This is a genomic window from Rubricella aquisinus, assembly GCF_014199445.1.
GTDB lineage: Bacteria > Pseudomonadota > Alphaproteobacteria > Rhodobacterales > Rhodobacteraceae > Rubricella > Rubricella aquisinus.
Map to the genome: position 1 here is coordinate 313279 of NZ_JACIJS010000003.1, position 25148 is coordinate 338426.

29 protein-coding genes are annotated in these 25148 nt (G+C 61.9%); 11 read left to right on the top strand and 18 right to left on the bottom strand.

Annotation, left to right across the window (positions count from 1 at the left end; all coding sequences use genetic code 11):
• The first annotated feature begins 296 nt into the window (after positions 1-296).
• The 6 genes from FHS89_RS06535 to FHS89_RS06560 are packed head-to-tail and all read left to right on the top strand — an operon-like array spanning position 297 to position 4778.
• Positions 297-995 (top strand): response regulator transcription factor, encoded by a 699-nt coding sequence (locus tag FHS89_RS06535; protein ID WP_184009754.1) that lies wholly within the window; start codon positions 297-299, stop codon positions 993-995.
• Entirely contained in the window at positions 992-2734 is a 1743-nt protein-coding gene (locus FHS89_RS06540; protein ID WP_184009756.1) for an ATP-binding protein, read from the top strand. Before FHS89_RS06535 ends, FHS89_RS06540 begins: the two co-directional genes overlap by 4 nt.
• Entirely contained in the window at positions 2731-3183 is a 453-nt protein-coding gene (locus FHS89_RS06545) for an HPr kinase/phosphorylase (protein ID WP_184009758.1), read from the top strand. Before FHS89_RS06540 ends, FHS89_RS06545 begins: the two co-directional genes overlap by 4 nt.
• A gap of 7 nt (positions 3184-3190) precedes the next feature.
• Positions 3191-4069, top strand: a complete 879-nt coding sequence (rapZ, locus tag FHS89_RS06550) for an RNase adapter RapZ (RefSeq protein WP_184009760.1) — start codon at positions 3191-3193, stop codon at positions 4067-4069.
• A 28-nt stretch (positions 4070-4097) separates the two neighbouring features.
• Positions 4098-4499 (top strand): PTS sugar transporter subunit IIA domain-containing protein, encoded by a 402-nt coding sequence (locus FHS89_RS06555; RefSeq protein ID WP_184009762.1) that lies wholly within the window; start codon positions 4098-4100, stop codon positions 4497-4499.
• A 12-nt stretch (positions 4500-4511) separates the two neighbouring features.
• Complete coding sequence (locus FHS89_RS06560) at positions 4512-4778, top strand: HPr family phosphocarrier protein (protein ID WP_184009764.1); 267 nt, start codon at positions 4512-4514, stop codon at positions 4776-4778.
• Here the strand turns inward: FHS89_RS06560 and FHS89_RS06565 are convergent.
• From FHS89_RS06565 to FHS89_RS06575, 3 genes are all read right to left on the bottom strand, one after another.
• The gene (locus tag FHS89_RS06565; protein ID WP_184009766.1) at positions 4775-5347 is read right to left on the bottom strand and encodes a cytochrome b; all 573 of its coding nucleotides are present in this window, start codon (positions 5345-5347) and stop codon (positions 4775-4777) included. The two genes, FHS89_RS06560 and FHS89_RS06565, sit on opposite strands and share 4 nt — an antisense overlap.
• A gap of 61 nt (positions 5348-5408) precedes the next feature.
• Positions 5409-5993, bottom strand: coding sequence for a YceI family protein (locus FHS89_RS06570; RefSeq protein ID WP_184009768.1), 585 nt, complete (start codon positions 5991-5993; stop codon positions 5409-5411).
• A 103-nt stretch (positions 5994-6096) separates the two neighbouring features.
• Positions 6097-6972: a 3-hydroxybutyryl-CoA dehydrogenase gene (locus tag FHS89_RS06575; protein WP_184009770.1), complete on the bottom strand. Its 876-nt coding sequence runs from the start codon at positions 6970-6972 to the stop codon at positions 6097-6099.
• A 133-nt stretch (positions 6973-7105) separates the two neighbouring features.
• Between FHS89_RS06575 and FHS89_RS06580 the strand changes: the two genes are divergently transcribed.
• A complete protein-coding gene (locus tag FHS89_RS06580) occupies positions 7106-7954 on the top strand; it encodes a DUF6473 family protein (protein ID WP_184009772.1) in 849 nt (282 codons plus the stop codon).
• 60 nt (positions 7955-8014) lie between these two features.
• On the opposite strand, the gene FHS89_RS06585 is transcribed toward FHS89_RS06580, so the two are convergent.
• The 5 genes from FHS89_RS06585 to FHS89_RS06605 all read right to left on the bottom strand — a co-directional run bounded on the left by FHS89_RS06585 (position 8015) and on the right by FHS89_RS06605 (position 11514).
• Positions 8015-8944 carry an electron transfer flavoprotein subunit alpha/FixB family protein gene (locus tag FHS89_RS06585; RefSeq protein WP_184009774.1) on the bottom strand — a complete coding sequence of 310 codons (930 nt, stop codon included), beginning with the start codon at positions 8942-8944 and terminating at the stop codon, positions 8015-8017.
• Between the two features lies 1 nt (position 8945).
• Entirely contained in the window at positions 8946-9701 is a 756-nt protein-coding gene (locus FHS89_RS06590) for an electron transfer flavoprotein subunit beta/FixA family protein (protein WP_184009776.1), read from the bottom strand.
• A gap of 163 nt (positions 9702-9864) precedes the next feature.
• On the bottom strand, positions 9865-10437 hold the full coding sequence (locus FHS89_RS06595; RefSeq protein ID WP_184009778.1) for a cob(I)yrinic acid a,c-diamide adenosyltransferase: 573 nt from the start codon (positions 10435-10437) through the stop codon (positions 9865-9867).
• Positions 10438-10440: 3 nt separating this feature from the next.
• The gene (locus FHS89_RS06600) at positions 10441-10647 is read right to left on the bottom strand and encodes a twin transmembrane helix small protein (RefSeq protein ID WP_184009780.1); all 207 of its coding nucleotides are present in this window, start codon (positions 10645-10647) and stop codon (positions 10441-10443) included.
• 39 nt (positions 10648-10686) lie between these two features.
• Positions 10687-11514 carry an SDR family NAD(P)-dependent oxidoreductase gene (locus FHS89_RS06605; RefSeq protein ID WP_184009783.1) on the bottom strand — a complete coding sequence of 276 codons (828 nt, stop codon included), beginning with the start codon at positions 11512-11514 and terminating at the stop codon, positions 10687-10689.
• Between the two features lie 50 nt (positions 11515-11564).
• Here FHS89_RS06605 and parC point away from each other — a divergent pair, with 50 nt between their 5' ends.
• On the top strand, positions 11565-13886 hold the full coding sequence (gene parC, locus FHS89_RS06610; RefSeq protein ID WP_184009785.1) for a DNA topoisomerase IV subunit A: 2322 nt from the start codon (positions 11565-11567) through the stop codon (positions 13884-13886).
• 86 nt (positions 13887-13972) lie between these two features.
• Here the strand turns inward: parC and FHS89_RS06615 are convergent, their stop codons facing one another.
• From FHS89_RS06615 to FHS89_RS06640, 6 genes are all read right to left on the bottom strand, one after another.
• Positions 13973-14692 (bottom strand): hypothetical protein, encoded by a 720-nt coding sequence (locus FHS89_RS06615; protein ID WP_184009787.1) that lies wholly within the window; start codon positions 14690-14692, stop codon positions 13973-13975.
• Entirely contained in the window at positions 14689-15174 is a 486-nt protein-coding gene (gene nusB, locus FHS89_RS06620) for a transcription antitermination factor NusB (protein ID WP_246413627.1), read from the bottom strand. Before nusB ends, FHS89_RS06615 begins: the two co-directional genes overlap by 4 nt.
• On the bottom strand, positions 15174-15707 hold the full coding sequence (locus FHS89_RS06625) for a 6,7-dimethyl-8-ribityllumazine synthase (protein WP_184009789.1): 534 nt from the start codon (positions 15705-15707) through the stop codon (positions 15174-15176). The genes nusB and FHS89_RS06625 overlap by 1 nt, the downstream gene beginning before the upstream one ends.
• A 1-nt stretch (position 15708) precedes the next feature.
• Entirely contained in the window at positions 15709-16815 is a 1107-nt protein-coding gene (ribB, locus tag FHS89_RS06630) for a 3,4-dihydroxy-2-butanone-4-phosphate synthase (protein WP_184009791.1), read from the bottom strand.
• A gap of 121 nt (positions 16816-16936) precedes the next feature.
• Entirely contained in the window at positions 16937-17485 is a 549-nt protein-coding gene (locus tag FHS89_RS06635; RefSeq protein WP_184009793.1) for a hypothetical protein, read from the bottom strand.
• Positions 17482-18081, bottom strand: a complete 600-nt coding sequence (locus FHS89_RS06640; RefSeq protein ID WP_184009795.1) for a riboflavin synthase — start codon at positions 18079-18081, stop codon at positions 17482-17484. Before FHS89_RS06640 ends, FHS89_RS06635 begins: the two co-directional genes overlap by 4 nt.
• Positions 18082-18212: 131 nt before the next feature.
• Between FHS89_RS06640 and FHS89_RS06645 the strand changes: the two genes are divergently transcribed.
• The 3 genes from FHS89_RS06645 to FHS89_RS06655 are packed head-to-tail and all read left to right on the top strand — an operon-like array spanning position 18213 to position 22618.
• Positions 18213-19523 (top strand): capsule biosynthesis protein, encoded by a 1311-nt coding sequence (locus tag FHS89_RS06645; protein ID WP_184009797.1) that lies wholly within the window; start codon positions 18213-18215, stop codon positions 19521-19523.
• A gap of 16 nt (positions 19524-19539) precedes the next feature.
• The gene (locus FHS89_RS06650; RefSeq protein ID WP_184009799.1) at positions 19540-20682 is read left to right on the top strand and encodes a polysaccharide biosynthesis/export family protein; all 1143 of its coding nucleotides are present in this window, start codon (positions 19540-19542) and stop codon (positions 20680-20682) included.
• Positions 20683-20689: 7 nt separating this feature from the next.
• Complete coding sequence (locus FHS89_RS06655) at positions 20690-22618, top strand: capsular polysaccharide export protein, LipB/KpsS family (RefSeq protein ID WP_184009801.1); 1929 nt, start codon at positions 20690-20692, stop codon at positions 22616-22618.
• On the opposite strand, the gene ribD is transcribed toward FHS89_RS06655, so the two are convergent.
• The 4 genes from ribD to FHS89_RS06675 all read right to left on the bottom strand — a co-directional run bounded on the left by ribD (position 22615) and on the right by FHS89_RS06675 (position 25144).
• Positions 22615-23721 carry a bifunctional diaminohydroxyphosphoribosylaminopyrimidine deaminase/5-amino-6-(5-phosphoribosylamino)uracil reductase RibD gene (gene ribD, locus FHS89_RS06660; protein WP_184009803.1) on the bottom strand — a complete coding sequence of 369 codons (1107 nt, stop codon included), beginning with the start codon at positions 23719-23721 and terminating at the stop codon, positions 22615-22617. The genes FHS89_RS06655 and ribD overlap by 4 nt on opposite strands.
• Complete coding sequence (nrdR, locus tag FHS89_RS06665; protein ID WP_184009805.1) at positions 23714-24187, bottom strand: transcriptional regulator NrdR; 474 nt, start codon at positions 24185-24187, stop codon at positions 23714-23716. The genes ribD and nrdR overlap by 8 nt, the downstream gene beginning before the upstream one ends.
• Before the next feature lie 95 nt (positions 24188-24282).
• Positions 24283-24750, bottom strand: coding sequence for a hypothetical protein (locus tag FHS89_RS06670; protein ID WP_184009808.1), 468 nt, complete (start codon positions 24748-24750; stop codon positions 24283-24285).
• Between the two features lie 130 nt (positions 24751-24880).
• Positions 24881-25144 carry an HlyU family transcriptional regulator gene (locus FHS89_RS06675; RefSeq protein WP_184009810.1) on the bottom strand — a complete coding sequence of 88 codons (264 nt, stop codon included), beginning with the start codon at positions 25142-25144 and terminating at the stop codon, positions 24881-24883.
• Between the last annotated feature and the right edge of the window lie 4 nt (positions 25145-25148).

Here is a 25148-nt window from a genome sequence, read left to right on the forward strand (position 1 = left end):
GGTGGTAGGTTTTCTCAAGCGGCATCCACCCCGCACTTTTTCGACCAAGCCCGGCGGCGGCGGAAGGGCCAGTCCCGCGGGTAGCCTGCAAAACATGCGCAGGCCCGTCACCGGGCGGTGAGGTCTGCCGTATATCATGAACTTTTCGTGAATCCAGCCACAAGGTGTGGATCATTTCCGCGCACCCACTTCCCGGTAGACGACAGATTATTGCGATCGCCTCACCGGGCTTGTGTCGGGGGGGCTGTTGCCGCTAGGTTTAGCAATCACGGAGTTTGCTAGTTAAGGGGCGGGGTATGACGCGCATTGCGTTGGTGGATGACGACCGGAATATTCTCACATCCGTGTCTATTGCCTTGGAATCCGAAGGCTATCAGGTCACGACTTATAATGACGGGGCATCGGCCTATCAGGCCTTGTCACAAGATCCGCGGGATTTGGGTGTGTTTGACATCAAGATGCCGCGCATGGACGGCATGGAGCTTTTGAGCCGCCTGCGCCAGAAATCGGACATGCCGGTGATTTTCCTCACCTCCAAGGATGAGGAGATCGACGAGGTGCTCGGCCTGCGGATGGGCGCGGATGATTATGTGCGCAAGCCCTTCTCCCAGCGTTTGCTGATCGAACGGATTCGCGCCGTTCTGCGCCGCCGCGAAGCACGGATGAACCCCGACGCCGAAGAGAACGCCGCCAGCACCATCACCCGTGGAAAGCTGACGATGGACAACCAGCGCCATCTGGTGACTTGGGACGGGCAGTCTGTCTCCCTGACGGTGACGGAGTTCCTGATCCTCGAAACGCTCGCCTCCCGCCCCGGTTTCGTGAAAAACCGCGATCAGTTGATGGATGCGGCCTATGACGATCAGATTTATGTGGATGATCGCACCATCGACAGCCACATCAAACGGGTGCGCAAGAAATTCAAAGCCGTGGATGACAGCTTCTCCTCTATCGAGACGCTCTATGGCGTAGGGTACAGGTATAACGAAGCGTGACCACCGGGTCGTCCGACGAGCAGATGACAGACCGCCCGAAACGGCGCTGGGGAGGCTTGCGCGAAAAGCATTCCCTGCGGGAAGGGATGACCCTCTCGCTTGATCCCGGCAGTCACGGGGGTGGCCCGTCGCAATCGCGCTGGCTCACGACCTCACCCATCGCGCGGCGCATCATGACGGTGAACGCGGTCGCGATGAGTGTGCTGTTCGTCGGTGTGCTGTTCCTCAACCAATCCGAAGACAGCCTGATCGAACAGCGGGCCCGCACCCTCGTGATCGAGGCGGAAGTGGCAGCGCGCGCCCTTGGCGCGTTTGCAGGTGATCCTCAACAGCGCGCCCTTGATACGCTTCAGGTCGTGGAAGTGATGCGCGTCATCGCCCGGCCAGATGGTGCCACGATCCGCGTCTATGATCCCGAGGCGATGGAGATCGCGTCGTCGGAGACGATTGTCGGCCGGGAGATGCAGCTTCTGGAGGCCGCGAAAAGTGCCAACCTCCATACCGCAGAGGTTGCCCCCGCCGAAGAAACAGTCTGGGACAGGCTCACCACCCGATTGACCCGGTCGGCCAACGCGACCTCGCCTGCGGGAACATCCGTCAGCCCGCAAAACGCAGGGCCAATGATTTCCGCGGCGCTTGATGGGCGAACCGTGTCGCAGGCCATTCGCGATCAGGACAGCAATCTGATCCTCTCTATCGCGATGCCGATCTATTCGGGAACGATTGTTAAGGGGGCGGTGACCCTCTCGACCCCGGCGGGCGATATCGACGCCATCGTCGCGCGCGAGCGGGTGGAGGTGCTGATCCTTTTCGCGCTTGCGCTTGTGGTGTCGGTTTTGCTGACGACGATCCTGTCGGGCAACATCGCGCGCCCCTTGCGCCAGCTTGCGGCAGCAGCGGAGGCTGGAGGGAATGACGGCGCAGGCGGCAAATTCGCCGCCGAACGCATCCGCATCCCCGACATGAGCCATCGCCCCGATGAAATTGGCTATCTGAGCCAAGCCATGCGCGGCATGACCAACGCACTGTTCGACCGGATCGAGGCGAATGAAAGTTTTGCCGCGGACGTGGCCCATGAGATCAAAAATCCGCTGACCTCCCTGCGTTCAGCGGTGGAGACGATGCGCTATGCCAAGACGGACGAGCAGCGCGAACGCCTGATCGGCGTGATTGAGAATGATGTGGGGCGCCTTGATCGTCTGGTCACGGATATCTCCAATGCGTCACGTCTCGACAGTGAACTGGTGCGCGAGGAAATGGAGGAGTTTGACCTCGCCCGCCTGACCGAAAACCTCGTGGAGTATAATCAGGGCGTGGCAGAGGATGCGGGCGCAGCCCTCGTGCTCGACCGACCGGAAGAGCCGTTGCTGATGCGCGGATTGGAAGGGCGGATCGCGCAGATCATCATCAATCTCATCACCAATGCGCTGTCTTTCTCGGAACCGGGGCAGACCGTGCGCGCCATCGTGCGCCGCAAGGATACCTCTCACCTGCGCGTAGAGGTGGAGGATGAGGGGCCGGGCATCCCAGATGACAACCTCGAAGATGTGTTCGAGCGGTTCTATAGCGAGCGTCCGGGGCAGGAGTTTGGCAACCATTCCGGCCTTGGCCTTGCGATTTCCCGCCAGATTGCGGAGGCGCATGACGGGCGGCTTTGGGTGGAGAATATCCGGGCCGAAGGACATGGGCGCGACGATCCGCGCCTGGGCGCGCGATTCATCCTCGAAATTCCGGTATGAGCGACGGGCGGACCGTCGCGGGAACGGCGGTTGCCCTGAACGGCGCTGCTGTCTGGATCAAAGGCGCCTCCGGCGCGGGCAAAAGCCTTCTGGCGCTGGACCTGATCGCGCGCGGCTGCGTGCTGATTGCGGATGACCGGGTCTTGATCGGGCAGGGTAAGGACGGCCCGGTCCTGTCCGCCCCACCCGCCATTCGTGGCTTGATCGAAGCGCGCGGCATCGGCTTGCTGAAAACCGAACCCGCTCCGCACCCCGTCCCGCTGAAATGGGTGGTTGATCTTGATGCGCGGCCTGACACCCGGCTGCCCACCCAGAAACAGGTTGTGGTTCAGGACCATTCGATACCCTATATTGCAGGGCGGGGGCTTACAGGGCTTGCCGCGGTGGTCATGCTGCTTTTGTCCGACCGCGCGCACCTCTTGGACCCCGACGCAGTGGATCAAGGGTGACATCAGCATGGTGACTTCAAAAGAGGGGCAGAAGATCGTTCTGGTCACTGGCCCGTCGGGCGCAGGGCGGATCACGGCGATCCGCAGCCTTGAGGATTTGGGCTTTGAGGCGATCGACAATCTGCCTTTGGGCCTTATCCGGCCCCTATTGATCAGCCAGCCGGATGCCGCAGCCCCTGTTGCGATTGGGGTGGATGTACGCACGCGCGGCTTTAACTCCTCTGCGATGCTCGATGTCCTTTACTGGATGCGGAAGGAGCCGCGTCTGGACCCGGTGCTCCTGTATCTCGATTGTCACGAGGACGTGCTGCTGCGCCGCTTTTCAGAGACGCGGCGCAAGCATCCGCTGGCCCATGAGGACACCCCGTCGGAAGGGATATCGCTTGAAATTCAGGCGCTGGAGCCGCTGCGCCAACATGCCGACATGCTGATCGACACGTCCGATTTGTCACCCCATGACCTGAAAGCGGAACTTGGCAAGCTGTTTGGCCGGGGTGCCGGGCCGACCATGTCGATCAGCCTCGAATCGTTTTCCTATAAGCGGGGCACGCCCTCAGGGCTGGATATGGCACTTGATTGCCGGTTTTTGCGCAACCCCCACTGGGATGAACGGCTGCGCCCTCTCACAGGGCTTGATCCGGCTGTTGCCGCCTATGTGCAAGAGGACAGCCGACATGCGCAATTCATGGACCAAACGATTGAATTGCTGAAACTTTTGCTGCCCGCCTATGTCGAAGAAGGAAAGGCGTATTTTACCCTCGGTTTCGGTTGCACTGGCGGCAAGCATAGATCAGTCTATATGGCTAACGAAGTCTCAAAGCGCCTTGCCCAAATGGGTTGGCCGGTCACCGTCAGGCACCGGGAGTTGGAGAGACGACAGGTCTAGGCAGCTCTTGGGAAGGGACACCCGCGCTGTGATTGGGATTGTAATTGTTGCACATGACACTCTTGCGACGGCCTATAAGGCCGCGATGGAGCATGTGGTGGGCCCGCTCGACAATGTGCGCGCGATGGCCATTGCGTCAGACGATAGCCTTGCCGACAGGCAGGCCGATATCTGCCTTGCCGCTGATGAGGTGGATACTGGGGCGGGCGTTGTGCTGGTGACGGACCTGTTCGGCAGCACGCCGTCCAATCTGGCGCTGAATGCCTGTATCGTGGACCGGATGGATGTGATTTATGGCGCGAACCTACCATTGCTGATCCAATTGGCAAAATCGCGAAACCTGTCCCGGTCCGAGGCCGTGGCCAGCGCGCTCAAGACCGGGCGCAGGTATATTGATGTATGGGATGCGCCTGTCGCAGCCGCTGAGTAACACGATTTAAGAATGCTCCAGACACTTGAGATCGTAAATGAAAAGGGCCTTCATGCCCGCGCCTCCGCCCGTTTTGTCGAAACGGTGGAGGGGTTCGATGCCAACGCGAAAGTCACCCGCAATGGGGAGACGGTCTCGGGCGATTCGATCATGGGCCTGTTGATGCTGGCCGCCGCCAAGGGCACGGTGATCGAGGTGGAAACCAGCGGTCCTCAAGCAGAAGCGCTTGCCACCGCGCTGCGTGATCTGGTGGCGGACAGGTTCGGCGAGGGGCGTTAAGAGCCCTTCACCATCCGGGCAAGCACGCGGTCCTTGTTCACGAAATGATGCTTGAGCGCTGCACCGATGTGAACAAGCAGCGTCAGCGCCATCACCTTACCCGTGACATCATGCACAAGATGCGCGGCTTCTTCGATCCATTTCACGCCTGGCACCCATGGATCGGGCAGCGCGAACCAGTCGAACACCATATTGTCGATGTTGAGCAAATCCTGAAGCGGTGACGCGGCAGACATGATCCAGCCGGACAGCGGCAAAAGGAAAATCCCGATATAGAGGATCGCGTGGCTGACCCGTGCGCCGATGCTTTCATACCGGGGCGCATCCGCGCCCGGCTCTGGACGCGTGCGATTGATCAACAGCCAACCGACCCGCAGCACGGCGAGCGCGAACACCAGAAAGCCCCAGCTTTTATGGGTCTGGGTCAGGCCGAATTGCACGATCGGATCGGAAACAAACCGTGTCATGTAAACGCCCAATCCCATCGTCCACAGAAAGAGACCGGCAGTGATCCAGTGAATGGCGCGGCTTGGAAGGCCCCAGCCCTGCTTGTCATTCTTCAGTTTCATTGGATGCCTCCTGTTGGACATGGGGCCGCACCGTTTGTGGTGCGGCCCCGTTTTGGTGAGGTTAGTTGATCAGTGCGGCAGGCGCATTCAATTCCGTGTTAATCGTCACCGGAATGATCGCCCCAATCACTGGCGCGCCAAAGTCGATGCCGAATGCCGTCCGGTCCACTTCGCCCGTGATGGTGAAGCCCGCAACCCCCTGCGTCGGGTTGAACGGGTTGGGGGCAAGCTGGTTGAGCGATGCGTCAAAGGTCACTTCCTGAGTCACGCCGCGCAGGGTCATGTCGCCCGTAATGATCGCGGTCGTGTCGCTCGTCTGCTCAACAGACGTGGAGACGAAGGTGATCGCCGGGTGGTTCTCAACATCGAGGAAATCGGCGTTGCGGATATGCGCATCGCGTGCCTCCCAAAGCGTGTTGATGGATGCAGCGTCAATGGTGAAGGACACTTCGGTTGCCGGGATGTTGTTGGCATCGAACGTCACATCGCCATCAAAGGACTCGAAAAAGCCGATCGTATCGGAAAAGCCAAGATGGTTGACGCTGAACATGATCGAGGTGTGCGACGGATCAAGCGTCCAGTCCGCCTGCGCGGCGAGCGGGGCGGAAACAAGTGCGGTGGTCAGAGCCAAAGAGCGGATAAGCATGGGGAAATCCTCCTGTTGCGTTGCTGTGAACGGAACATGGGTTCGTTTCCCGACGGTGCCTAGAGCGAAAGCAAGAACAGGTTTGTTGATGAAATCAGAACGATCACCGGGTGGGCACTGGTACCTCGCCGCGGTAATCATAAAAGCCGCGATCCGTCTTTCGGCCCAGCCATCCGGCCTCGACATATTTCACCAAAAGCGGGCAGGGGCGGTATTTCGTGTCCGCCAACCCGTCATGCAGCACGTTCATGATCGCAAGGCAGGTATCCAGCCCGATGAAATCGGCAAGTTCCAGAGGCCCCATCGGATGATTGGCGCCGAGCTTAAGCGACGTGTCGATGCTCTGCACCGATCCGACCCCTTCATAAAGCGTGTAGATCGCTTCATTAATCATCGGCATCAGGATGCGGTTCACGATGAAGGCTGGGAAATCCTCCGCACTGGCCGCCTGTTTGCCCAAGCGGTCCACCACATCGGCGAGTGTCTTATACGTCGCCTCATCAGTCGCGATCCCCCGGATCAGTTCCACCAGTTGCATCACCGGCACAGGATTCATGAAGTGAAAGCCCATGAACCGCTCTGGCCGATCCGTGCGGGACGCAAGCCGCGTGATGGAGATGGAGGAGGTGTTTGACGTCAGGATCGTATGCTCCGCCAGATGCGGCGCGAGGGAGGCGAAGATCTTGTTCTTCACATCCTCATTTTCGGTCGCGGCCTCAATGATCAGATCGCTTTGACCAAGGGCTGCGAGGTCCATCTGCGGGGCGATCCGGGCCATTGCGGCGTCGCGGTCCTCCTGACTGATCTTACCCCGGCCCACCTGCCGATCGAGATTGTTTTCGATCAGGCCAATCGCCCGGTCGACCGCGTCAGAGGAGATATCGTTGAGCGCCACGTTATAGCCGGACAACGCAAAAACATGGGCAATCCCATTGCCCATTTGCCCCGCGCCGATCACGCCAACTGTCTGGATCGCCATCGCATTCTCTCCTGTATCCGCTATGGGCCTGACAATAGGGCGATTGCCAGAATGGCCGCAAGGGGAATGGGGCGTTCAGCCTTTGTTTACTGACAGACGGTATGGCTGGTCAGGACGCAAGACGGAGAGCGCGATGTCAGTGCAAAAGGTCATTCCGACCACCCTCAATTATCAGGAATACCGGTTCGGGCGCAGTCGGCAGATTTTTCGCGGCCCGATGCCGGACCTCTCGAAACCCTATGCCGCGTTTATCGGTGGGTCGGAAACCTATGGCAAATTCTCCCCCGAAACCTACCCTTCGGTTCTGGAACAGGAACTGTCCTATCAGTGCATCAACTGGGGCACGCCGGGGGCGGGGCCGGGCTTTTTCATCAAGGATCCCGTGATTCTGGAGGCATGTTCACAGGCCAAGATCTGCGTGATTTCGGTGATGAGCGCGCATACCGTGCCCAACCGGCTCTATTCCACCTATCTGCGCCGGAACGAGAAATTCAAGGAGGCGTCGGAACAGTTGAAAACCCTCTACCCAGAGGTCGATTTCAGCCAGTTCCGTTTTGCCGCCAACATGGTTTCGCGATTGGAGGAAGTGGACGAGACCCGCTTTGCGATGATCCGGCTTGAGATGAAAAATGCGTGGATCGCGCGGATGAAGGAATTGATGACCGATATCGAGACGCAGAAAATCCTGCTGTGGTTCTCTGATCTGTCGCCGGAGGAGAGTGGCAGCCTGCCCGCGCGGGAAGTGCGCCGCCGGGTTCCTGCCTTCGTCTCTCGCGAGATGGTGGAGGCGGTGGCCCCGATGGCCGATTATTATGTCGAGTATGTGGCCTCCGAGGAGGCTGCGCGCGGGGAGGTTGGCGACCGCATTCCGGGCGCGCGCGGGATGCATGTGGCCCGCCGGTTTCCCTCCGCAATGATGCATGAGGAGGTCGCGGAATTGTTGGAAGCCCCCTTGACCAAGCTGCTGCGCATCCGCCGCTGACCCATGCAAAAAGGCCCGCCTCGGGGGGGCGGGCCTTTCCTGATGTCGATTTGAGGGCGCTTAGCCGAGTTTGCCTTCAAGCTCTGGCACCGCATCGAACAGATCCGCGACAAGGCCATAATCGGCGACCTGGAAAATCGGCGCCTCTTCGTCCTTGTTGATGGCGACGATGATCTTGGAATCCTTCATCCCCGCAAGGTGCTGGATCGCGCCCGAAATGCCGACCGCGATGTAGAGTTCGGGGGCTACGACCTTACCCGTCTGGCCCACCTGCCAGTCATTCGGGGCATAACCGGAATCGACCGCCGCGCGGGAGGCACCGACTGCGGCACCGAGCTTGTCCGCGAGCTTTTCGATGATCGCGAAATTCTCTTCCGAGCCGACGCCACGGCCACCCGATACGACGATCTTTGCGGAGGTGAGGTCGGGGCGGTCGCTTTCTTCCACCTTGTCCTCAACCCATTCAGACAGGCCCGGATTGTCCGCCGCCGCCCCGTCGGACACAGCGGCAGAGCCGCCTTCGCCCGCCGCGTCAAAGCCTGCGGTGCGGATCGTCATGACCTTTTTCGCATCGGCGGATTTCACGGTCTGGATCGCGTTCCCGGCATAGATCGGGCGCTCGAACGTGTCGCCATCAACGATGGTCATCACGTCGGAGATCACCATCACATCAAGAAGGGCCGCGACCCGCGGCATCACGTTTTTGCCCGTCGCAGTGGAGGGGGCCACGATATGCTCAAAATCACCTGCCATCGACACGACAAGTGCTGCCAGCGGCTCGGCCAGACCATTGGCAAGTGACGCGTCAGACACCGCGATCACGGCGGATGCGCCGGTCAGCTTGGCCGCTTCTGCGGCGGCGGCAGCCGCGTTGCCACCTGCGACCAGCACCGTCACGTCACCCAGCTGGGCCGCTGCCGTCAGGGCCTTTGCGGTGGAATCGACGGACAGGTCATCGCCCATCACTTCAGCAAGAAGAAGAACAGCCATCTTAAAGCACCTCCGCTTTCAGCTTTGCGACCAGCTCGTCAACGGAGCCAACCTTGATCCCGGCGGCACGTTCCGCAGGCTCGGTCGTTTTCACGACGGACAGGCGCGGGCTCACGTCAACGCCATAATCCGCAGCCGTTTTCTCATCAAGCGGCTTTTTCTTTGCCTTCATGATGTTCGGCAAGGAGGCATAGCGCGGCTCATTGAGGCGCAGATCGGCGGTGATGATCGCAGGCATTTTCACCTTGATCGTTTGCAGGCCGCCATCGACCTCACGGGTCACAACGGCGCTGTCCCCATCGACGTTCACTTCGGATGCGAAGGTCGCCTGAGACCAGCCCAGAAGGGCGGACAGCATCTGGCCGGTTGCGTTCATATCATTGTCGATCGCCTGCTTCCCCGCGATCACGAGACCCGGGGCCTCCTCATCAATCACGGCTTTGAGGATTTTGGCCACGGCGAGCGGCTCGATATCCTGATGCACATCATCCGCCGCAATCACGAGGATCGCGCGATCCGCCCCCATGGCGAGCGCCGTGCGCAGGGTTTCCTGGCTTTGCTTGACGCCGATGGACACCGCGACCACTTCGTCCGCGACGCCCTTTTCCTTCAGACGGATCGCCTCTTCCACGGCAATCTCATCGAACGGGTTCATCGACATTTTGACATTTGCAAGATCGACACCGGAACCATCCGCTTTCACACGGACCTTCACGTTATAATCGATCACACGTTTGACGGGGACGAGCACCTTCATTCGCGTTCACTCCATAGGGTTGCGCCGGGTGGGTCCGGCAGATTTCATCCCCTAGGTGGTAATTTTATTTCGCTAACGCGCCTAGGGGAAAAGCGACGCAGGAGCCGCTTTTCACGTCGAAATCTGCCCCATAGTTGACGTGCGCGTCAACTAAGACGCCGCGTCAGCGATTTGCGCCCGGCACCCAAAGCACGTCATCGGCACCGTTGTTATTCGCAACCCGGCCCGCCACGAAAAACCAGTCGGACAGGCGGTTGAGGTAGCGAATCGCGGCCTCGTTCACGGGCTCCGTCGCGGCCAGTTCGACCACCAGCCGCTCCGCCCGCCGCGATGTGGTGCGGCACAGGTGCAGATATGTGGCAAGCGGGCTGCCACCGGGCAGGATGAAGCTGCGCAACGGTGCCAGATCGGCATTCATCGCATCAATCTCCGCCTCCAGCCGGTCCACTTGAGAGGGCACGACGCGCAGCGCGGGGTATTCGCGCTCGTCATCCTTGTCCATATCGGGGGTGCAAAGGTCAGCGCCCACATCAAACAAGTCATTCTGAATCCGGGTCAGGGCTGCCGCCATCTCCCCGCTGGCATGGAGTTGGGCAAGGCCAACCGTCGCGTTCGTTTCATCCACCGTGCCATAAGCCGTGACGCGCGCGGAATGTTTGGCCACCCGCGCGCCATTGCCAAGCGCGGTTTCCCCCGCATCGCCGGTGCGGGTGTAGATCTTGTTCAGAACGACCATTTGTCAGCCCCCTTGTCGCGCCAGAAAGACAAACAGCAGGATCAACAGCACAGCCACAAATTGTGCGCCGATCCGCAGCCGCATGATCTTGTTCGCGTATTTCTTGTTGAATTCACCGCCGCGGGCGAAACCACCCACGCCGACAAGAAGGATCGCCAGCACCGCAAGGCACGCGATGATAACAATCCAGAATAATGGTCCCTGTGTCATAATCGTGCATCTAGTGTGGTCAGGCGGGCAGGGAAAGGGTCAATTCCGTCGCAATATCGCATCCGCCGCGCGCGTGGGCAAAAACCGGCGGACAAGATTGCCCAGATAGGTGCCCGGCGTGATGAAATAGCGCGCCTTGGGGCGGGGGCTTTCGCAGGCATGGATCACGGTTTGCGTCACCGCAGACACCGGTCGCTCAAACCGGTCTGGCGTGCCGCTTTCGTCATAAAGGCGCGGGCGCAGGCTGCGTTCGTAGAAGGGGCGGTGGCGGGAGGTTTCCCAAGCAATCCACCGCTCGAAATTCTTTTGCGCGTTTTGCCTGATGCGGGTCGGGATCGGTCCCGGCTCGATCAGGCTGACGTCGATCCCTGAGCCGTGAAGCTCCATCCGCAGGCAATCGGCATATCCCTCCATCGCGAATTTGCTCGCCACATAGGGTGCGCGATATTTGATCCCCACCAGCCCAAGCACGGAGGAGCAGAACAAAAGCCGCCCATGCCCCTGATCGCGCATGATCGGGACAAGCTGGCGGGCAATGTCATGCACGCCGATGAAATTCGTCTCCATCACCGCGCGCATCCCGTCGCGCGGCACGTCCTCCGCCATGGCGGGCAGGGCAAAGGCTCCGTTGAGGAAGGCCGCGTCGATCCGCCCCGCACGCTCCATCGCTTGCGCAATCGCGGCGGTGATGCTTTCAGGGTCGTCATGATCCAGAACGAAGCTCTCTAAGCCTTCGGCCTGCAACCGCGCGCAATCCTCCGCCTTCCGGCAAGTCGCAAACACGCGCCACCCACGGGCCGCCATGCTGCGCGCGGCATCAAGACCGATGCCAGATGAACACCCGGTAATCAGGATCGTGCGGGTCATGGGCATCCTTTCCGCTGGACCGATTTCATCATGGGCATTACACAACATCTATGTCCGACGATACCCTCATCCCCGATATGGAGCCCGAACACGGGCATGTCACCAGCGAATTGCTCGCCAAGGCGATTGGCGATCGGTATTTGCAGTATGCGCTGTCCACGATCATGCACCGGGCGCTCCCGGATGCGCGCGACGGGCTGAAGCCGGTGCACCGGCGTATCCTTTATGCGATGCGCGAACTCAGGCTTTCCCCCGAGGGACGATTCCGCAAATCGTCGAAGATTTCGGGCGATGTGATGGGCAATTATCATCCCCATGGCGATCAGGCGATCTATGACGCGATGGCGCGGCTCGCGCAGGATTTCAACGTGCGCTATCCGCTGGTCGATGGGCAGGGGAATTTCGGCAATATCGACGGGGATAACCCCGCGGCCTCCCGCTACACCGAGGCGCGCCTGACCGCTGCGGCTGAGGCGATGATGGTGGGACTTGCGGAGAACGCGGTCGATTTTCGGGAGAATTACGACGGCTCCCTGACCGAGCCTGCGGTGATGCCCGGCGCGTTCCCCAACCTGTTGGCCAATGGCTCCTCCGGGATTGCGGTTGGCATGGCCACGAATATTCCGCCCCATAACGTGGGCGAAGTGATTGACGCGGCCCTACACCTCATCAAATTCCCAAATGCCGGGATCGAAAAGCTGGTGGAATTTATCCCCGGCCCTGATTTTCCCACGGGCGGCGTGATCGTTGAACCGCGCGAGACGATCATCGAAACCTACCGCACCGGGCGCGGCGCGTTCCGCCTGCGCGCGACGTGGAACACGGAGGATCTTGGCCGGGGGCAATGGCAGATCGTCGTCACCGAAATCCCCTATCAGGTGCAAAAATCCAAGCTGATCGAAAAGATCGCGGAACTGATCAACGCCAAGAAAATCCCGATCCTCGCCGATATCCGGGACGAGAGCGCGGAGGACGTGCGCATCGTGCTGGAGCCGCGCGCCAAAACCGTCGATCCGCAGATGCTGATGGAAGCGCTGTTCCGGCAATCGGACCTTGAGATCCGCTTCTCTCTCAACATGAACGTGCTGATTGATGGACGCACACCCAAAGTGTGCAGCCTGCGGGAGGTGTTGCGCGCCTGGATCGACCATCAGCGGGATGTGATGCTGCGCCGCGCGCAACACCGGCTTGATAAGATCGACCACCGGCTTGAGGTGCTTGAAGGCTATATCACCGCGTTCCTCAATCTCGACCGCGTGATTGAGATCATCCGCAATGAGGATGAGCCGAAACCGATCATGATGGCGGAGTTTGACCTCACCGACCTTCAGGCAGAGGCGATCCTGAACATGCGCCTGCGCGCCCTGCGGCGGTTGGAAGAGATGCAATTGCGTGAGGAGCGTGAGGCGCTGCTGATCGAACGCGCCGATCTGGAGGATTTGCTGGCCTCCGAAGACACTCAATGGTCCCGCCTGTCCGATCAACTGCGCAAGACCCGCGATACGTTCGGTGCCCCGCGCGCCTTCCGTGGCATCACCTTCGCGGATGATCTGACTGCCCTGAAGGCGCAGCACGGCGCCGACTATCCCTTGGGCGCGCGCCGTTCGGGCTTCAATGATGCGCCCAGCGTGGGCGACATCTCCCTCGATGCGATGATCGAGCGGGAACCGATCACGGTCGTCTGCTCCCAAATGGGCTGGATCCGCGCGATGAAAGGGCATGTGGCGCTGGATCAGGAATTCAAGTTCAAGGATGGCGACGGCCCGCGCTTTGCCTTCCATGCCGAGACCACGGATAAGGTGCTGCTGTTTGCCTCCACGGGCCGGTTCTACACCCTTGGCGCGGACAGGTTGCCCGGCGGGCGCGGCATGGGGGAACCGCTGCGCCTGATGATCGACCTGCCGAATGAGGCAGAGATGATTTCCCTGTTCAAACACGTCCCCGGCCGCCATCTGCTCCTGGCCTCCAGTGCGGGCGATGGGTTCCGCACACCGGAGGATGAGGTGATCGCGCAGACCCGGACGGGCCGTCAGGTGATGAATGTCAAAGCGCCCGTTGTGGCAAAGGTCTGTGTCCCGGTGGAGGGCGATCATGTCGCCACCGTCGGTGATAACCGAAAGCTCCTTGCCTTCCCGCTTGACGAATTGCCCGAACTGACCCGCGGCAAGGGCGTGCGCTTGCAAAAATACAAGGATGGCGGCCTGTCGGATGCGCGCACCTTCACGCTTGCAGACGGCCTGAGCTGGCCGATGACCAATGGCAACACACGCACCGTCACGGCCGATGAACTTGAAGAATGGCTTGCAAAGCGCGCCGCTGCGGGCCGCATGGCGCCGCGAGGCTTCCCTCGCGACAACCGCTTCACCGCATAAAAAACGGGTGGTCACCTGATCGCGACCACCCGTTTCTTTTTTCCCTAAATACCTCCCGCCGGAGGCTTCCGCAGGATCAGCCGGGCTCAATCCTCGGGGCTGAGCGCGGTGGGGTCGATCCCTTTTCCTTCCGTCAGGTGGCTGTAGACGAGCGTTGCAAAGATCGCGATCACGGCAAGGCCAATCGCACCACCTAGGAGGTCCGTGATCACGGTCAGCCCGGTCACACTGCCGATGATGCCGATCACGAACGCAATCACCATGATCGACAGGATTGACAGGATGAACCCGCCCGCGATGGTCCAGCGATGCTCGCGGGTCAAATCCCAGCTTTCGCCAATCGCCCCCCAACCGGCATTGCCGATCACAACAGCCGGGATCACCACGGAAAGCGCCGCACCAATATAAATCCCCGGAATGATCAGCAAAGCTGTGCCAAGCGCCACGGCGATGCTGACAACCAAGGACAGCAACACGAGGATCAGGACCACGGAGATGGCTTTTTTCACATAGGCCCCGGGCTGGATCGGGGCGCGATGCATCACATCCCACGCAGCAAGGTGCAACACGGCTGACACAACTTGCCCGGCAAAGGCGCTGATAAACCCAGCCAAAGCCATGCCCGCGGCGGCATCCGCTATAACCTCGGACGGATCGCCATCAACAACGCCGACCGCCACTGGCCCCGCGATGATGAGCGAAAGGAATGTCACGATGACTTGCCCGGCCAAAGCCAGCGTGAAGAACAAAAAGAAGTTCTGCTTCAAAAGGCGAAACGTGTCGCCAACCAATCCTGTTGCGGTCATTCAAATGCCTCCGGGCGCATGGCATGGGCCATATGATCTAACACGGCATTGACGAGCCGGGCTTCCTTGCCTTCAGGATAGAAAGCTTTTGCGACATCCACAAATTCAGAAATCACAACCTTTGGTGGTGTCCCCTTGCCGAGTAGCTCTGACCCCGCAGCCCGGAACACGGCACGCAGCGTCGGGTCGATCTTGCCCAGCGGCCAACGATCCACGAGCGCTGTGTCGGTCGCCTTGTCAATCTCCACCTGCCGCTCCAGCGCCCGCGCGATCAGGGAGCGGAACAGGGTCACATCGCCTTCGGCATAAGTGTCGCCTTCGATATCGGCGCCGAACCGGTGGGTTTCGAATTCGGACTGCACATCCGGCAGGCTGGTGCCGGAGGCTTCCATCTGGAACAGCGCCTGCACAGCATAAAGCCGCGCTGCGGATTTCATCCGTTTCTTTTCTTCATGGGTGGGTTTCGGCACGGGGCGTGGCATTACGCGATGTCCTTACTGGTCTCATTGGACGCGAGTTGAAACCCGGTCCCTTTGGGCGCGCGGCGCCGGTATTTTTGGGACAGGGCCAATAGGTGCAACGCGGCCTCTGCAGCACCTCCGCCCTTGTTCATTTTCTCCGGGTTGGCGCGGGCCTCCGCCTGATCCATATCTTCGACCGTCAGGATGCCATTGCCGATGCAAAAGCCCCCCAGCCCCAGCGTCTGGATCGCGCGGGAGCTTTCGCCCGCCACGATATCATAATGGGTCGTCTCGCCCCGGATCACGCAGCCAAGTGCGACATAGGCGTCAAACCGGTCGGATTTATCGGCAAGCACAATGGCGGTCGGAATTTCCAGCGCGCCGGGCACGTCAATCACCGTGACCTCCGCATCCACCTGCGCAAGCGCGGCTTTTGCCCCGGTCAACAGACCCGCCGCGATATCGGAATAATAGGGGGAGGAGATGATCGCGACGCGCGGTGGCATCTCGAATGCGGGCAGGGGCAGCGTGGTGTGCTCTTGACTGCTGGCCATGTCAGGCTCCTTTCGGGGTGATGCGGCGGGTTGCGGTGATGCTCAGGCCATACCCGTCAAGGCCCACGACCTTCGGACTAGGGGAGTTGGTGAGCAGGATCATGTCCTGCACCCCAAGCGCACCAAGGATCTGCGCGCCCAGCCCGTATTGGCGCAACGTCTGTGGCGCGCCATGCTCCCCATCCAGATCAAGCTGTTCGGACATGTCGCGCAGCAGAACGACCACGCCGCGCCCTTCCTCCCCGATCACCCGCATCGCGTCGGCCAATTGGCCGGATTTCGCGGGGTTGAGGCCCAGAAGGTCATCCAAAGGGTTCATTGCGTGCATCCGCACCAACACCGGATCCTTGCCCGCGACATCGCCTTTGGTCAGTGCAAGATGCTCCGCCCCGCCGGTCACGTCGCTAAAGACGCGCAGCAGCCAATCGCCGCCAAACTCGGATTTGACCGGTTTTGAAGCGCGCTCGCGCACCAGATTGTCATAGCGGCGGCGATAGGCGATCAGGTCGCTGATCGTGCCGATCTTGATATTGTGTTTCTGGCCGAAGGCGATGAGGTCCGGCAGGCGCGCCATTTCGCCGTCTTCCTTCATGATCTCGCAGATCACGCCCGACGGGTTCAACCCGGCAAGGCGGGAGATATCGACCGCCGCCTCAGTATGCCCGGCGCGGACCAGAACGCCGCCCTCGCGTGCGCGCAGCGGAAATACATGGCCCGGCGTCGCGATATCCTGCGCGCCCGAATTGGGATCAATGGCCACCGCAATGGTGCGCGCCCGATCCGCGGCGGAGATGCCAGTGGTGACACCCTCCCGCGCCTCAATGGACACCGTAAACGCCGTTTCATGCCGGGAGGAATTGCGCGCGGACATCATCGGCAGACCCAGCGCATCGAGCCGGTCGGCCTGCAAGGTGAGGCAAATGAGGCCCCGCCCATGGGTCGCCATGAAATTCACCGCATCCGGCGTGGCCATCTGCGCGGGGATCACCAGATCGCCCTCGTTTTCGCGGTCTTCATGGTCAACCAGAATGAACATCCGGCCATTGCGGGCTTCGTCGATGATCTCCTCAATGCTGGAGATCGCGTCGGAATATTGCGTATCGGTCATGGGCACTCCTCTTGGACCCGCGACCTAACCGATTGCGCGTACATGTTCCAGCGAAACCGCGCGTTACACCTGTGGAAGCCTCCGGCGGGAGGTATTTTGGGAAAAAAGAAACGCTGGGGTGTTACGTGCCGGGGGCGAAGTAATCATGGGAATTGATGAAGCGGGCAAGCTGGCCTGCATGGGCCCAAGGCTCCTGCGGGTGGGTGCCAATCAGGATCACGGCCTGTCCGGGCAGGTTTTGCGCCCGCAAGGTGGATTTGATCGCAGCCCGCGTCTCAGCCCAACTGGCCGAGGGGAGCGGAGCAGGCTCCAGCGCGTCGAGGATTTTGGGATCGCGGGTGAGGAACGGTCGCGCCCCTTCAGCCCCGAGCAAGACCCGTTTGACTGGCAGAGATTCGAGCCGGTCGGCATGGGCGCGGGGCAGGGTCACGCTGCGCATATCCGCGCGCAATCCGTTTTGCGAGAACAAAAAGCCAATCACGTCGCGCCCAGTGCCCGCGCGGATCGAGGCATAGGTCTTGTAGGGCAGGCCAAGCGCCTTGGCGCGGGCGATCCGGGTTTTCAGCGTTTCGATCGGCAGGCGCGGCAGCAATTCGGCGCGCGCGACCGTCCAGCAGTGTTTCTGCCAGCCCGTGCTGCCAGGCGGGTTGTTGTGGCCGATCCCGCTCATGACGCCTCCGCCAATCGGGCGACGTAGCGGGCCAGCGTGTCGATCTCAAGGTTCACGCGGTCGCCAGCTTTGGTCGCGCCCCAGGTGGTCTGCTCTTTGGTGTGGGGGATGACGTTGATGCCAAACACATCGCCCTCCACTTCGTTGACGGTCAGCGACGTGCCATCAAGAGCGACGGAGCCTTTGGGGGCGATGTATTTCGCCAAATGGGCCGGGGCGCGGAACCGGATGCGCGTGCTTTCGCCCTCATCCGTTACGGACAGCACATCCGCCACGCCATCCACATGGCCCGACACGATATGCCCGCCCAACTCGTCCCCGACGCGCAAGGCACGCTCAAGGTTCAGAACGCTGCCCACGGCCCAATCGCCGATCGTCGTCTTGTTTACCGATTCCGCAGAGATCGTCACGTCAAACCAGTTGCGGCCTTGGGACGTGCCGCGATCCGTGACCGTGAGGCACACGCCATTGCACGCGATGGACGCGCCAAGGTCGATCCCCGCCGGGTCATACCGTGTTCCGATCCGGACATGCAGATCGCCGCGATGTTCCAGCGCCAGAATTTCGCCCTGATCGGTGATTATGCCGGTGAACATGCTTGCCTCTCCTCGCGCTATTTCGTCCAACAGGTAGCGCTCCCGCCCCGGAAAGGGCAAGAGGAGGGGGCGAATTATCCTGAGCTTAATGCGGTTGCGGAACACTCAGGCGCGTGAAGGGAGAAGATTGCATGACGGCGCCACGCCATGTCCTGTTTTTGCAAGGCCCACATGGGCCGTTCTACCAGCGGCTCGCCGCAGCACTGGTGCAGGCGGGCTGTGCCGTGTCGCGGATCGGGTTCAACCGGGGGGACCGGGCCGAATGGGGCCGCGCGGGCCCCTATCACGCCTATCGGGGTGGCATGGCGGAATGGGCCGGTTGGCTCGACACTTATGTCAGCACGGCGGGTGTGACAGAGATCGTGATCTACGGCGATCAACGCCCGCAGCATGTGGCCGCGCGGCAGGTGGCGCAGGCGCGCGGGCTGACGCTGCATTGCTTTGAGGAAGGCTATTTGCGGCCGCATTGGATCACCTATGAGCGAGGCGGGGTGAACGGGCATTCGCGCCTTATGGAGTTGAGCATCGCGGAGATGGCCGCCGCCCTGGGGCCGGGAGAGCGTCCGCTGGCCGCCGTGCCGGATCAGTGGGGCACGCTGTGGCACCATGCGTTTTGGGGGGCTGTCTATCACGGCTGGATTGCCCTGCGTAACGGGGCCTATCCGCATTTCGTGCCGCATCGCGGGGTCAGCGTCTGGCAGGAACTGTCCGCGCATCTGCGCAAGGCGTTGTTGCATCCAGTGACCGGGCTGGGCCGACGCTGGGCGGAGGCGCGGCTGCGCCGGTCTGGGGCGCCCTACACGCTCGTTTTGCTGCAACTCGGTCATGATGCGTCGGTGCGGATGCATAGCCCGTTTGACGGGATGCGCGGCTTTATGGATCAGATGGCTGCTGCCTTTGCCAGCGGTGCGCCCGGGCATCATCATCTGGTGTTCAAGGCGCATCCGTTCGAGGATGGGCGCGACGCGCTTTCCGCCCATGCCCGTGATCTGGCGCGGGCCTATGGGCTGGATGGGCGGGTGCATTTCATCGCGGGGGGCAAGCTTGGCCCGCTTCTTGACCGCGCGCGGGCGGCGGTCACGATCAACAGCACCGCCGGGCAGCAGGCCCTGTGGCGCGGGCTGCCGCTGCGCGCATTTGGGCGGGCGGTGTATGTGAAGCCCGAGCTTGTCTCTGACCAGCCCGCGACCGCGTTCTTTGCCAACCCGAAACCGCCCGAACATGCGGCCTATCTGGCCTATCGGCAGTTTCTGCTCGAAACATCCCAGATCAAGGGCAGCTATTATACGCGCGCGGGACGGGCCAATATCCTGCGCGAGGTAATCGACCGGATGCTCGCTGCGGAGGATTGCTATGATCGCAAGCGGGCGGGCGTGCAGGAGCCACGCGCAATGACTTCCCACGCTGCTGCTTTTCACGTTATAAGCAAAAGAAAATCGTGATTGGGCAGGGCAGATGATGACACCAACCTTTATGCTGGCGCGGATGCGGTCGGGTTTGCTGATTGGGCTATGTCTGGTGGTGGCGGGCTGCACGCTGCCGCGCTCTGGCCCGACGATCTCTGAAATCACCGCGCCCAACCCGGATGGATCGCCCGCCGTCGATATCATCGAGATTGACGACCGCGTTGCCCTCGTGTCGCGGATTGATGAGCCGCTTGTGCTGTCGCCGCAATTCACCTCCGCCACAATCGAGAATATCGAATTGATCCGCCCGCTGGATGTGCTGACCATCACGATCTGGGAAAACACCGATACCGGCCTGTTCGGCGGGCTTGTCGGGCCGACGGTCCTGGCGGAGAAGCGTGTCGATCTGTCGGGCCATGTGTTTATTCCGCAGGTGGGCCGGTTGCAGGTGGCGGGCCTCACGATTGAACAGTTGCGCCAGCGCCTGACGGCGCGGCTGGCGGAGATGACACCAGAGCCGCAGGTCGAAGTGTCCCTCGTGCTCGCTGACAACAACACCGTCAAAGTGTTTGGGGAGAATGGCGCCATCGGGGAGTTCCCGATCGAGGCGCGGACCCGCACGCTGTCGGGCCTTCTGGCCAATGCCGCCGGATCGGGGATCGAGACGGAAGTGGCGCAAGTCACGATCCGCCGCGGCGGGCAGGTTGGCCGGGTGTGGATGGAGGATGTCTACCGCGATCCCCGCGCCGATATCGCCCTCAAGGGTGGCGATATCATTCTGGTCGAGCGGGATGACCGCTCCTTCCGGGCCTTGGGCGCACTTGGCGGAAATGGGGAGATTGATTTTCCCGGGCGTGATATTTCGTTGATGACGGCGCTGGCCTCGCTTGGCGGATTGAATTCCGCCACAGCGGATCCGACGGGCGTGTTCGTCTTGCGGATCGAAGGGCCGAATATCCTCAACCAGATCCACCCCGAAAAGCCGGTGACGACGCCGCAGCGTGTTGCCTATGTGATGGACCTGACCAAGCCGGCTGCGTTTTTCACCGCGTCGAATTTCTATGTCCGGGATGATGACATCGTGTACGTGACCGAAGCCCCCTATGTGCAGTGGCTCAAGATCATTGGCTCCATCGCGCCGCCGATCAACACGGTCAGCTCCACTTCCGATCTGCTCACCGAGACGTTCAACTGACGACGTGATGCGCAGCACCGTCACAGCCGAATGCTACTCGCTGGGGCTGTGGCGCAATCGCGGCATCCGCCGGATGTTGGCAGCGACGGGAGTGCAGCTTTGCCTGCCGGGGCAGGGAGAGGCGGTTGCGGTCTGGGGGGCCAATGGCCGGGCGAGCGCGCGGGCGATGCGCGCGGCCATGCGGCAGGGAAAGCCGCTTTTGTGGCTTGAGGATGCGCCGCTCCGTTCCGTGTATCCGAACGATCCTCTGCCCATCGGCGTCTGGGTCGATCATCAGCGATTGGCGACCGATGCCAGCGGGCCGAGCGACCTGGAGGACAGGCTCAACGCCGCCCCTGTGCCATCGGAGGCCGCAGAGCATCTGTGCGCGCTTTGGCCCGCCTATGGCCTTTCCAAATTCAATCACTGGCCTGAGGGCGTGGCACCGCCAGAGGGACCATTTGTGCTGCTGGTCGATCAAATGCGCGGGGACGCGGCGGTCGCGGGGGCAGGTGCCACGGCAGACAGTTTCGCGCGGATGCACGCTGCCGCGCGCGCCTATGCTGAGAAGGCTGGCCTGCCGCTCCTGATCCGGGCGCATCCGCGTGGCGCGGGCTATCTGACGGCGCGGGACGGGGACTGGATTTGCCCCATGGCGGCGCATCCGGCGCACGTCTTGCAACAGGCCGCAGCGGTGTTCACCGTGTCCTCCCAGCTTGGGTTTGAGGCGATCCTGCACGGCGTGCGCCCCCATGTGTTCGGCGCGGCATGGTATGCGGGCTGGGGTCTGAGCGAAGATCAGGTGCCCATGCCGCGCCGCGTCGCGCGATTGACGCCGGAACAATTGGTGCAAGCTGCCCTGATTGATCATGGGCGCTGGTATGATCCGTTTGAGGCGCGGCCCTGCGACGCGCTGCGCGCTGTCGTTCTGCTCCACGGGGCAGGGCGGGCGGCGCAACGTACCGCCGCTCCAATTACCGCGACCGGGATAAGCGGCTGGAAACGCCCGGCGATCCGTGCGCTTTTGGGCAGGGATGTGCGTTTCTCTCCTGCGTCGGGGCGGGTGCCGTTTCACTGGGCCACGAAACCGGGCGCGCCCAAAGGTGCGGTGTTGATCGAGGATGGGCCACTGCGCTCCCGTGGGTTGGGTGCGGCACTCGTCCCGCCATGCTCCATCGTGCTCGACCGGCAGGGCATCCATTTCGACGCCACCCGACCGAGTGAATTTGAGGCCATGGTCCGGGCCGCTGAAACCCTGCCGCGCGCGGCCCACCTTCGGGCGGATGCTTTGGCGCAGGCCATCATTGCGGCAGGGTTGAGCAAATACAGTCTGCCGGGGCGTAACCCCCAGCTTGAAGGGCAGGTTCTGCTCGTGCCGGGGCAGGTGGTCGATGATGCCTCGCTACGGCTTGGTGGCGGATTGGTCCGGGACAATCTTGCGCTCCTGAGTGCTGCGCGCGATCTGCATCCCAAAGCGCACATCGCCTATCGCCCGCATCCCGATGTGGTGGCGGGCCTGCGGCCCGGCGCGGTGCCGGATGAGGCGGTGCTGGACCACGCTGACATGATCCTTGTCGACACGGACCTGTCAGCGCTTTGGCCGCATATTGAGCGGGTGGTGACGATGACCTCAACCCTCGGGTTTGAGGCGCTGATGCGGGGTATCCCGGTCGAGTGCCTCGGCTGGCCGTTTTATGCAGGCTGGGGGCAGACGGTGGACCATGGGCCGCCTCTGCCCGAGCGGCGGCGGCATCCTGTGCGGTGCACCGCCCTCCTGCACACGGCCCTGATTGACTATCCGGTTTACCGCGATCCCGTGACGGGGCGGCGGACGGCACCGGAGGTCATCGTGTCCCGCCTTGCCGCGGGGGAGGGTGGCGCGCAGAGCCTTGCCCAGCGGCTATTGTCGCAGGGGCAATCAGCGCTGACGCCCTTTGGCCCGATCTGGCGGCGCTAGGGCCGGGCGGGCCGCCATTCCGAAAGGGTATCTCCGCCCAGCCGCCTTACGTCATGGAGCGTGAAGCAGGGCGCGTCGGCAAGGGTCGGAATGTCCATATCCGCAATCGCGGCCAGCCCCAGCGCGCCCAGTCCCAATCCGGCCTGCATCACAACCAGTCGGTCCACCAACCCGGCGGACAGGAGAGAGGCCGCCAATTGCCCGCCGCCTTCGCAAAACACCCGCGTGATGCCCGCCTGCGCGGCGGTCTCCAGCAGGCCAAGCGGATCGAGCCGCCCATGCGCCGTCTCCCCCACGCTATGGAGCACCGCTCCGGCCTGCGTCCACGCGTCCTGTCGCAGCGGATCCACCCGCGCCCGGTGCATCAGCCAAAGCGGTATCTCCTTGGCCGTCCGCGCCAGTCGCCCCGTGAGCGGCAGCGAAAGCGCGCCATCCGCGATGATCCGAACCGGCGCGCGGTGGCCAAGGCCCAGATCGCGCACATCGAGCATCGGATCATCCGCCCGCGCCGTGCCCGCACCGATCATCACCGCATCATGGGTCGCGCGCATCAGATGGACCGCCCGCCGCGCCTCTGGCCCGGTGATCCAGCGGCTTTCCCCGCTGGCCGTCGCGATGCGCCCGTCGAGGCTGGTGGCAAGTTTGAGCGTCACGAGCGGTCGCCCGATCCGGCGGTGCAGCAGAAAACCGGCGTTCACCTCCTCCGCTTCTGCGGTGAAAGCGGGCAGCATATCGACCTGCACGCCACCCGCGCGCAGCATCTCGACCCCTTTGCCCGCCACGCGCGGGTCCGGGTCGATGAGCGGGATGACAACGCGGGCCACACCGGCGGCAATCAGCGCCTCCGCACAGGGTGGGGTTTTGCCGTGATGGGCGCATGGCTCCAGCGTGACATAGGCGGTGGCCGCCTGCGCGTCGGTGTCCGACAGGGCCATGGCTTCTGCATGGGGGCGCCCGCCCGGTTGGGTCCAGCCCCGCCCGATCACGCGCCCGTTCCGGACCAGCACGCAGCCAACCGCCGGGTTCGGCCAGACCTGCCCCAACCCCCGCCGGGCGAGGGTCAGCGCATGACGCATGTGATGGGCATCAGTGAGGTCAGTCATCCTCGGAGGAGGGCGCCGGGGGGCGCAATTCGTGGACGAATTCCTCGAAATCATCGGCTGCCTGGAAATTCTTGTAGACGGATGCGAAGCGGACATAGGCCACGGTATCAATCCGCGCCAATGCCTCCATCACGATGGCCCCGATGGTGTCCGACGGAATATCGCTGTCGCCCATGCTTTCGAGCCGCCGCACAATGCCGGAGATCATCTGATCAATCCGCTCATGCTCAATCGGGCGCTTTTGCAATGCGATGCGGATGGAGCGAGACAGCTTATCGCGGTCGAAATCTTCCCGCTTGCCGTTCTTTTTCACGACCGTGAGGTCACGCAATTGCACCCGCTCATAGGTGGTGAACCGCCCGCCGCAGGCCGGGCAGAACCGCCGCCGCCGGATCGCGACGTGATCCTCCGCCGGGCGGCTGTCTTTCACCTGGGTATCGGTATTCCCGCAAAACGGACATCTCATGCTGTGCGCCTCCGCCCTGTGATCTTTTCAAGGACTATAGGAGGCGACACAAGGTTTGGGTAGCGGGAAGTTGCCTGCCCCCTACATTCTGCGGATCAGAAGGACTCGATGGTCAATTGCGCATCGCACGTGGCCGAGCCGAGCGTGCCGATCCAGATGTCATAAAGACCCTGCGACGGGGCGCGCAGCCGGATTTTCGCGTCAAGATTGCCGTTATCGTCATCATCGAAATAGAAGTTGCCCGCTGCCGTATTGATCAGCAGCACACTGTCGCATTCACTGTCGATACGGAATTCCAGATCGTATTGACCATTGCTCTCAAACCACAGCTCAAAATCCGGGGCCGTCGCAACATAGCCGGTTGGCACATCGCCGGTCGGCGTGCGGATTTTGCAGTTATCAAGGTTCTCATTTCCACCTGCGATCACCGCGAACGTTTTGGGCGAGTAAAGCTCAGTGGCGGTGTAACTCATTCCCGCCCCATCGAGAGAGATATCAGGGCAGGCCACCGCAATGCCGGGGGCCAAGAGGAAAGCGGACGTCATTAGACCAATCATGCGCATGGCGTTTCTCCTTGTCTGTATAGACAAATCATGCGCTTTCCGGAATGTTTTCACAAGGAAAAACTGTTATTCGAGAGGGGAAGGGGCTTGCCCATGGCGCGATGAGACCGCTTCGCGCCCGCCTCTGTGATCAGAACAGGCGGTCGCCCATCTGGTCGATCACCTGCTTGGCCTTCGCGATGGCCGCGTCATTCGCGGCGTCCTCCGATCCCAGCGTTTCAGCGCGGATCAGGTGATGGGATTGGCCATCCTTCTCGATCAGCGCGGAGAGCCGAAATTCGCGCCCGTCCTTCATGGGTTGGGGCGTGATGGTGAAGCCTTTATAGATCGTCGATTCCTGCTTCGGCGGTTCAGAGCCGCCGGCACCGCCGAAGAGTTTGGAGAATAAGGACATGGAA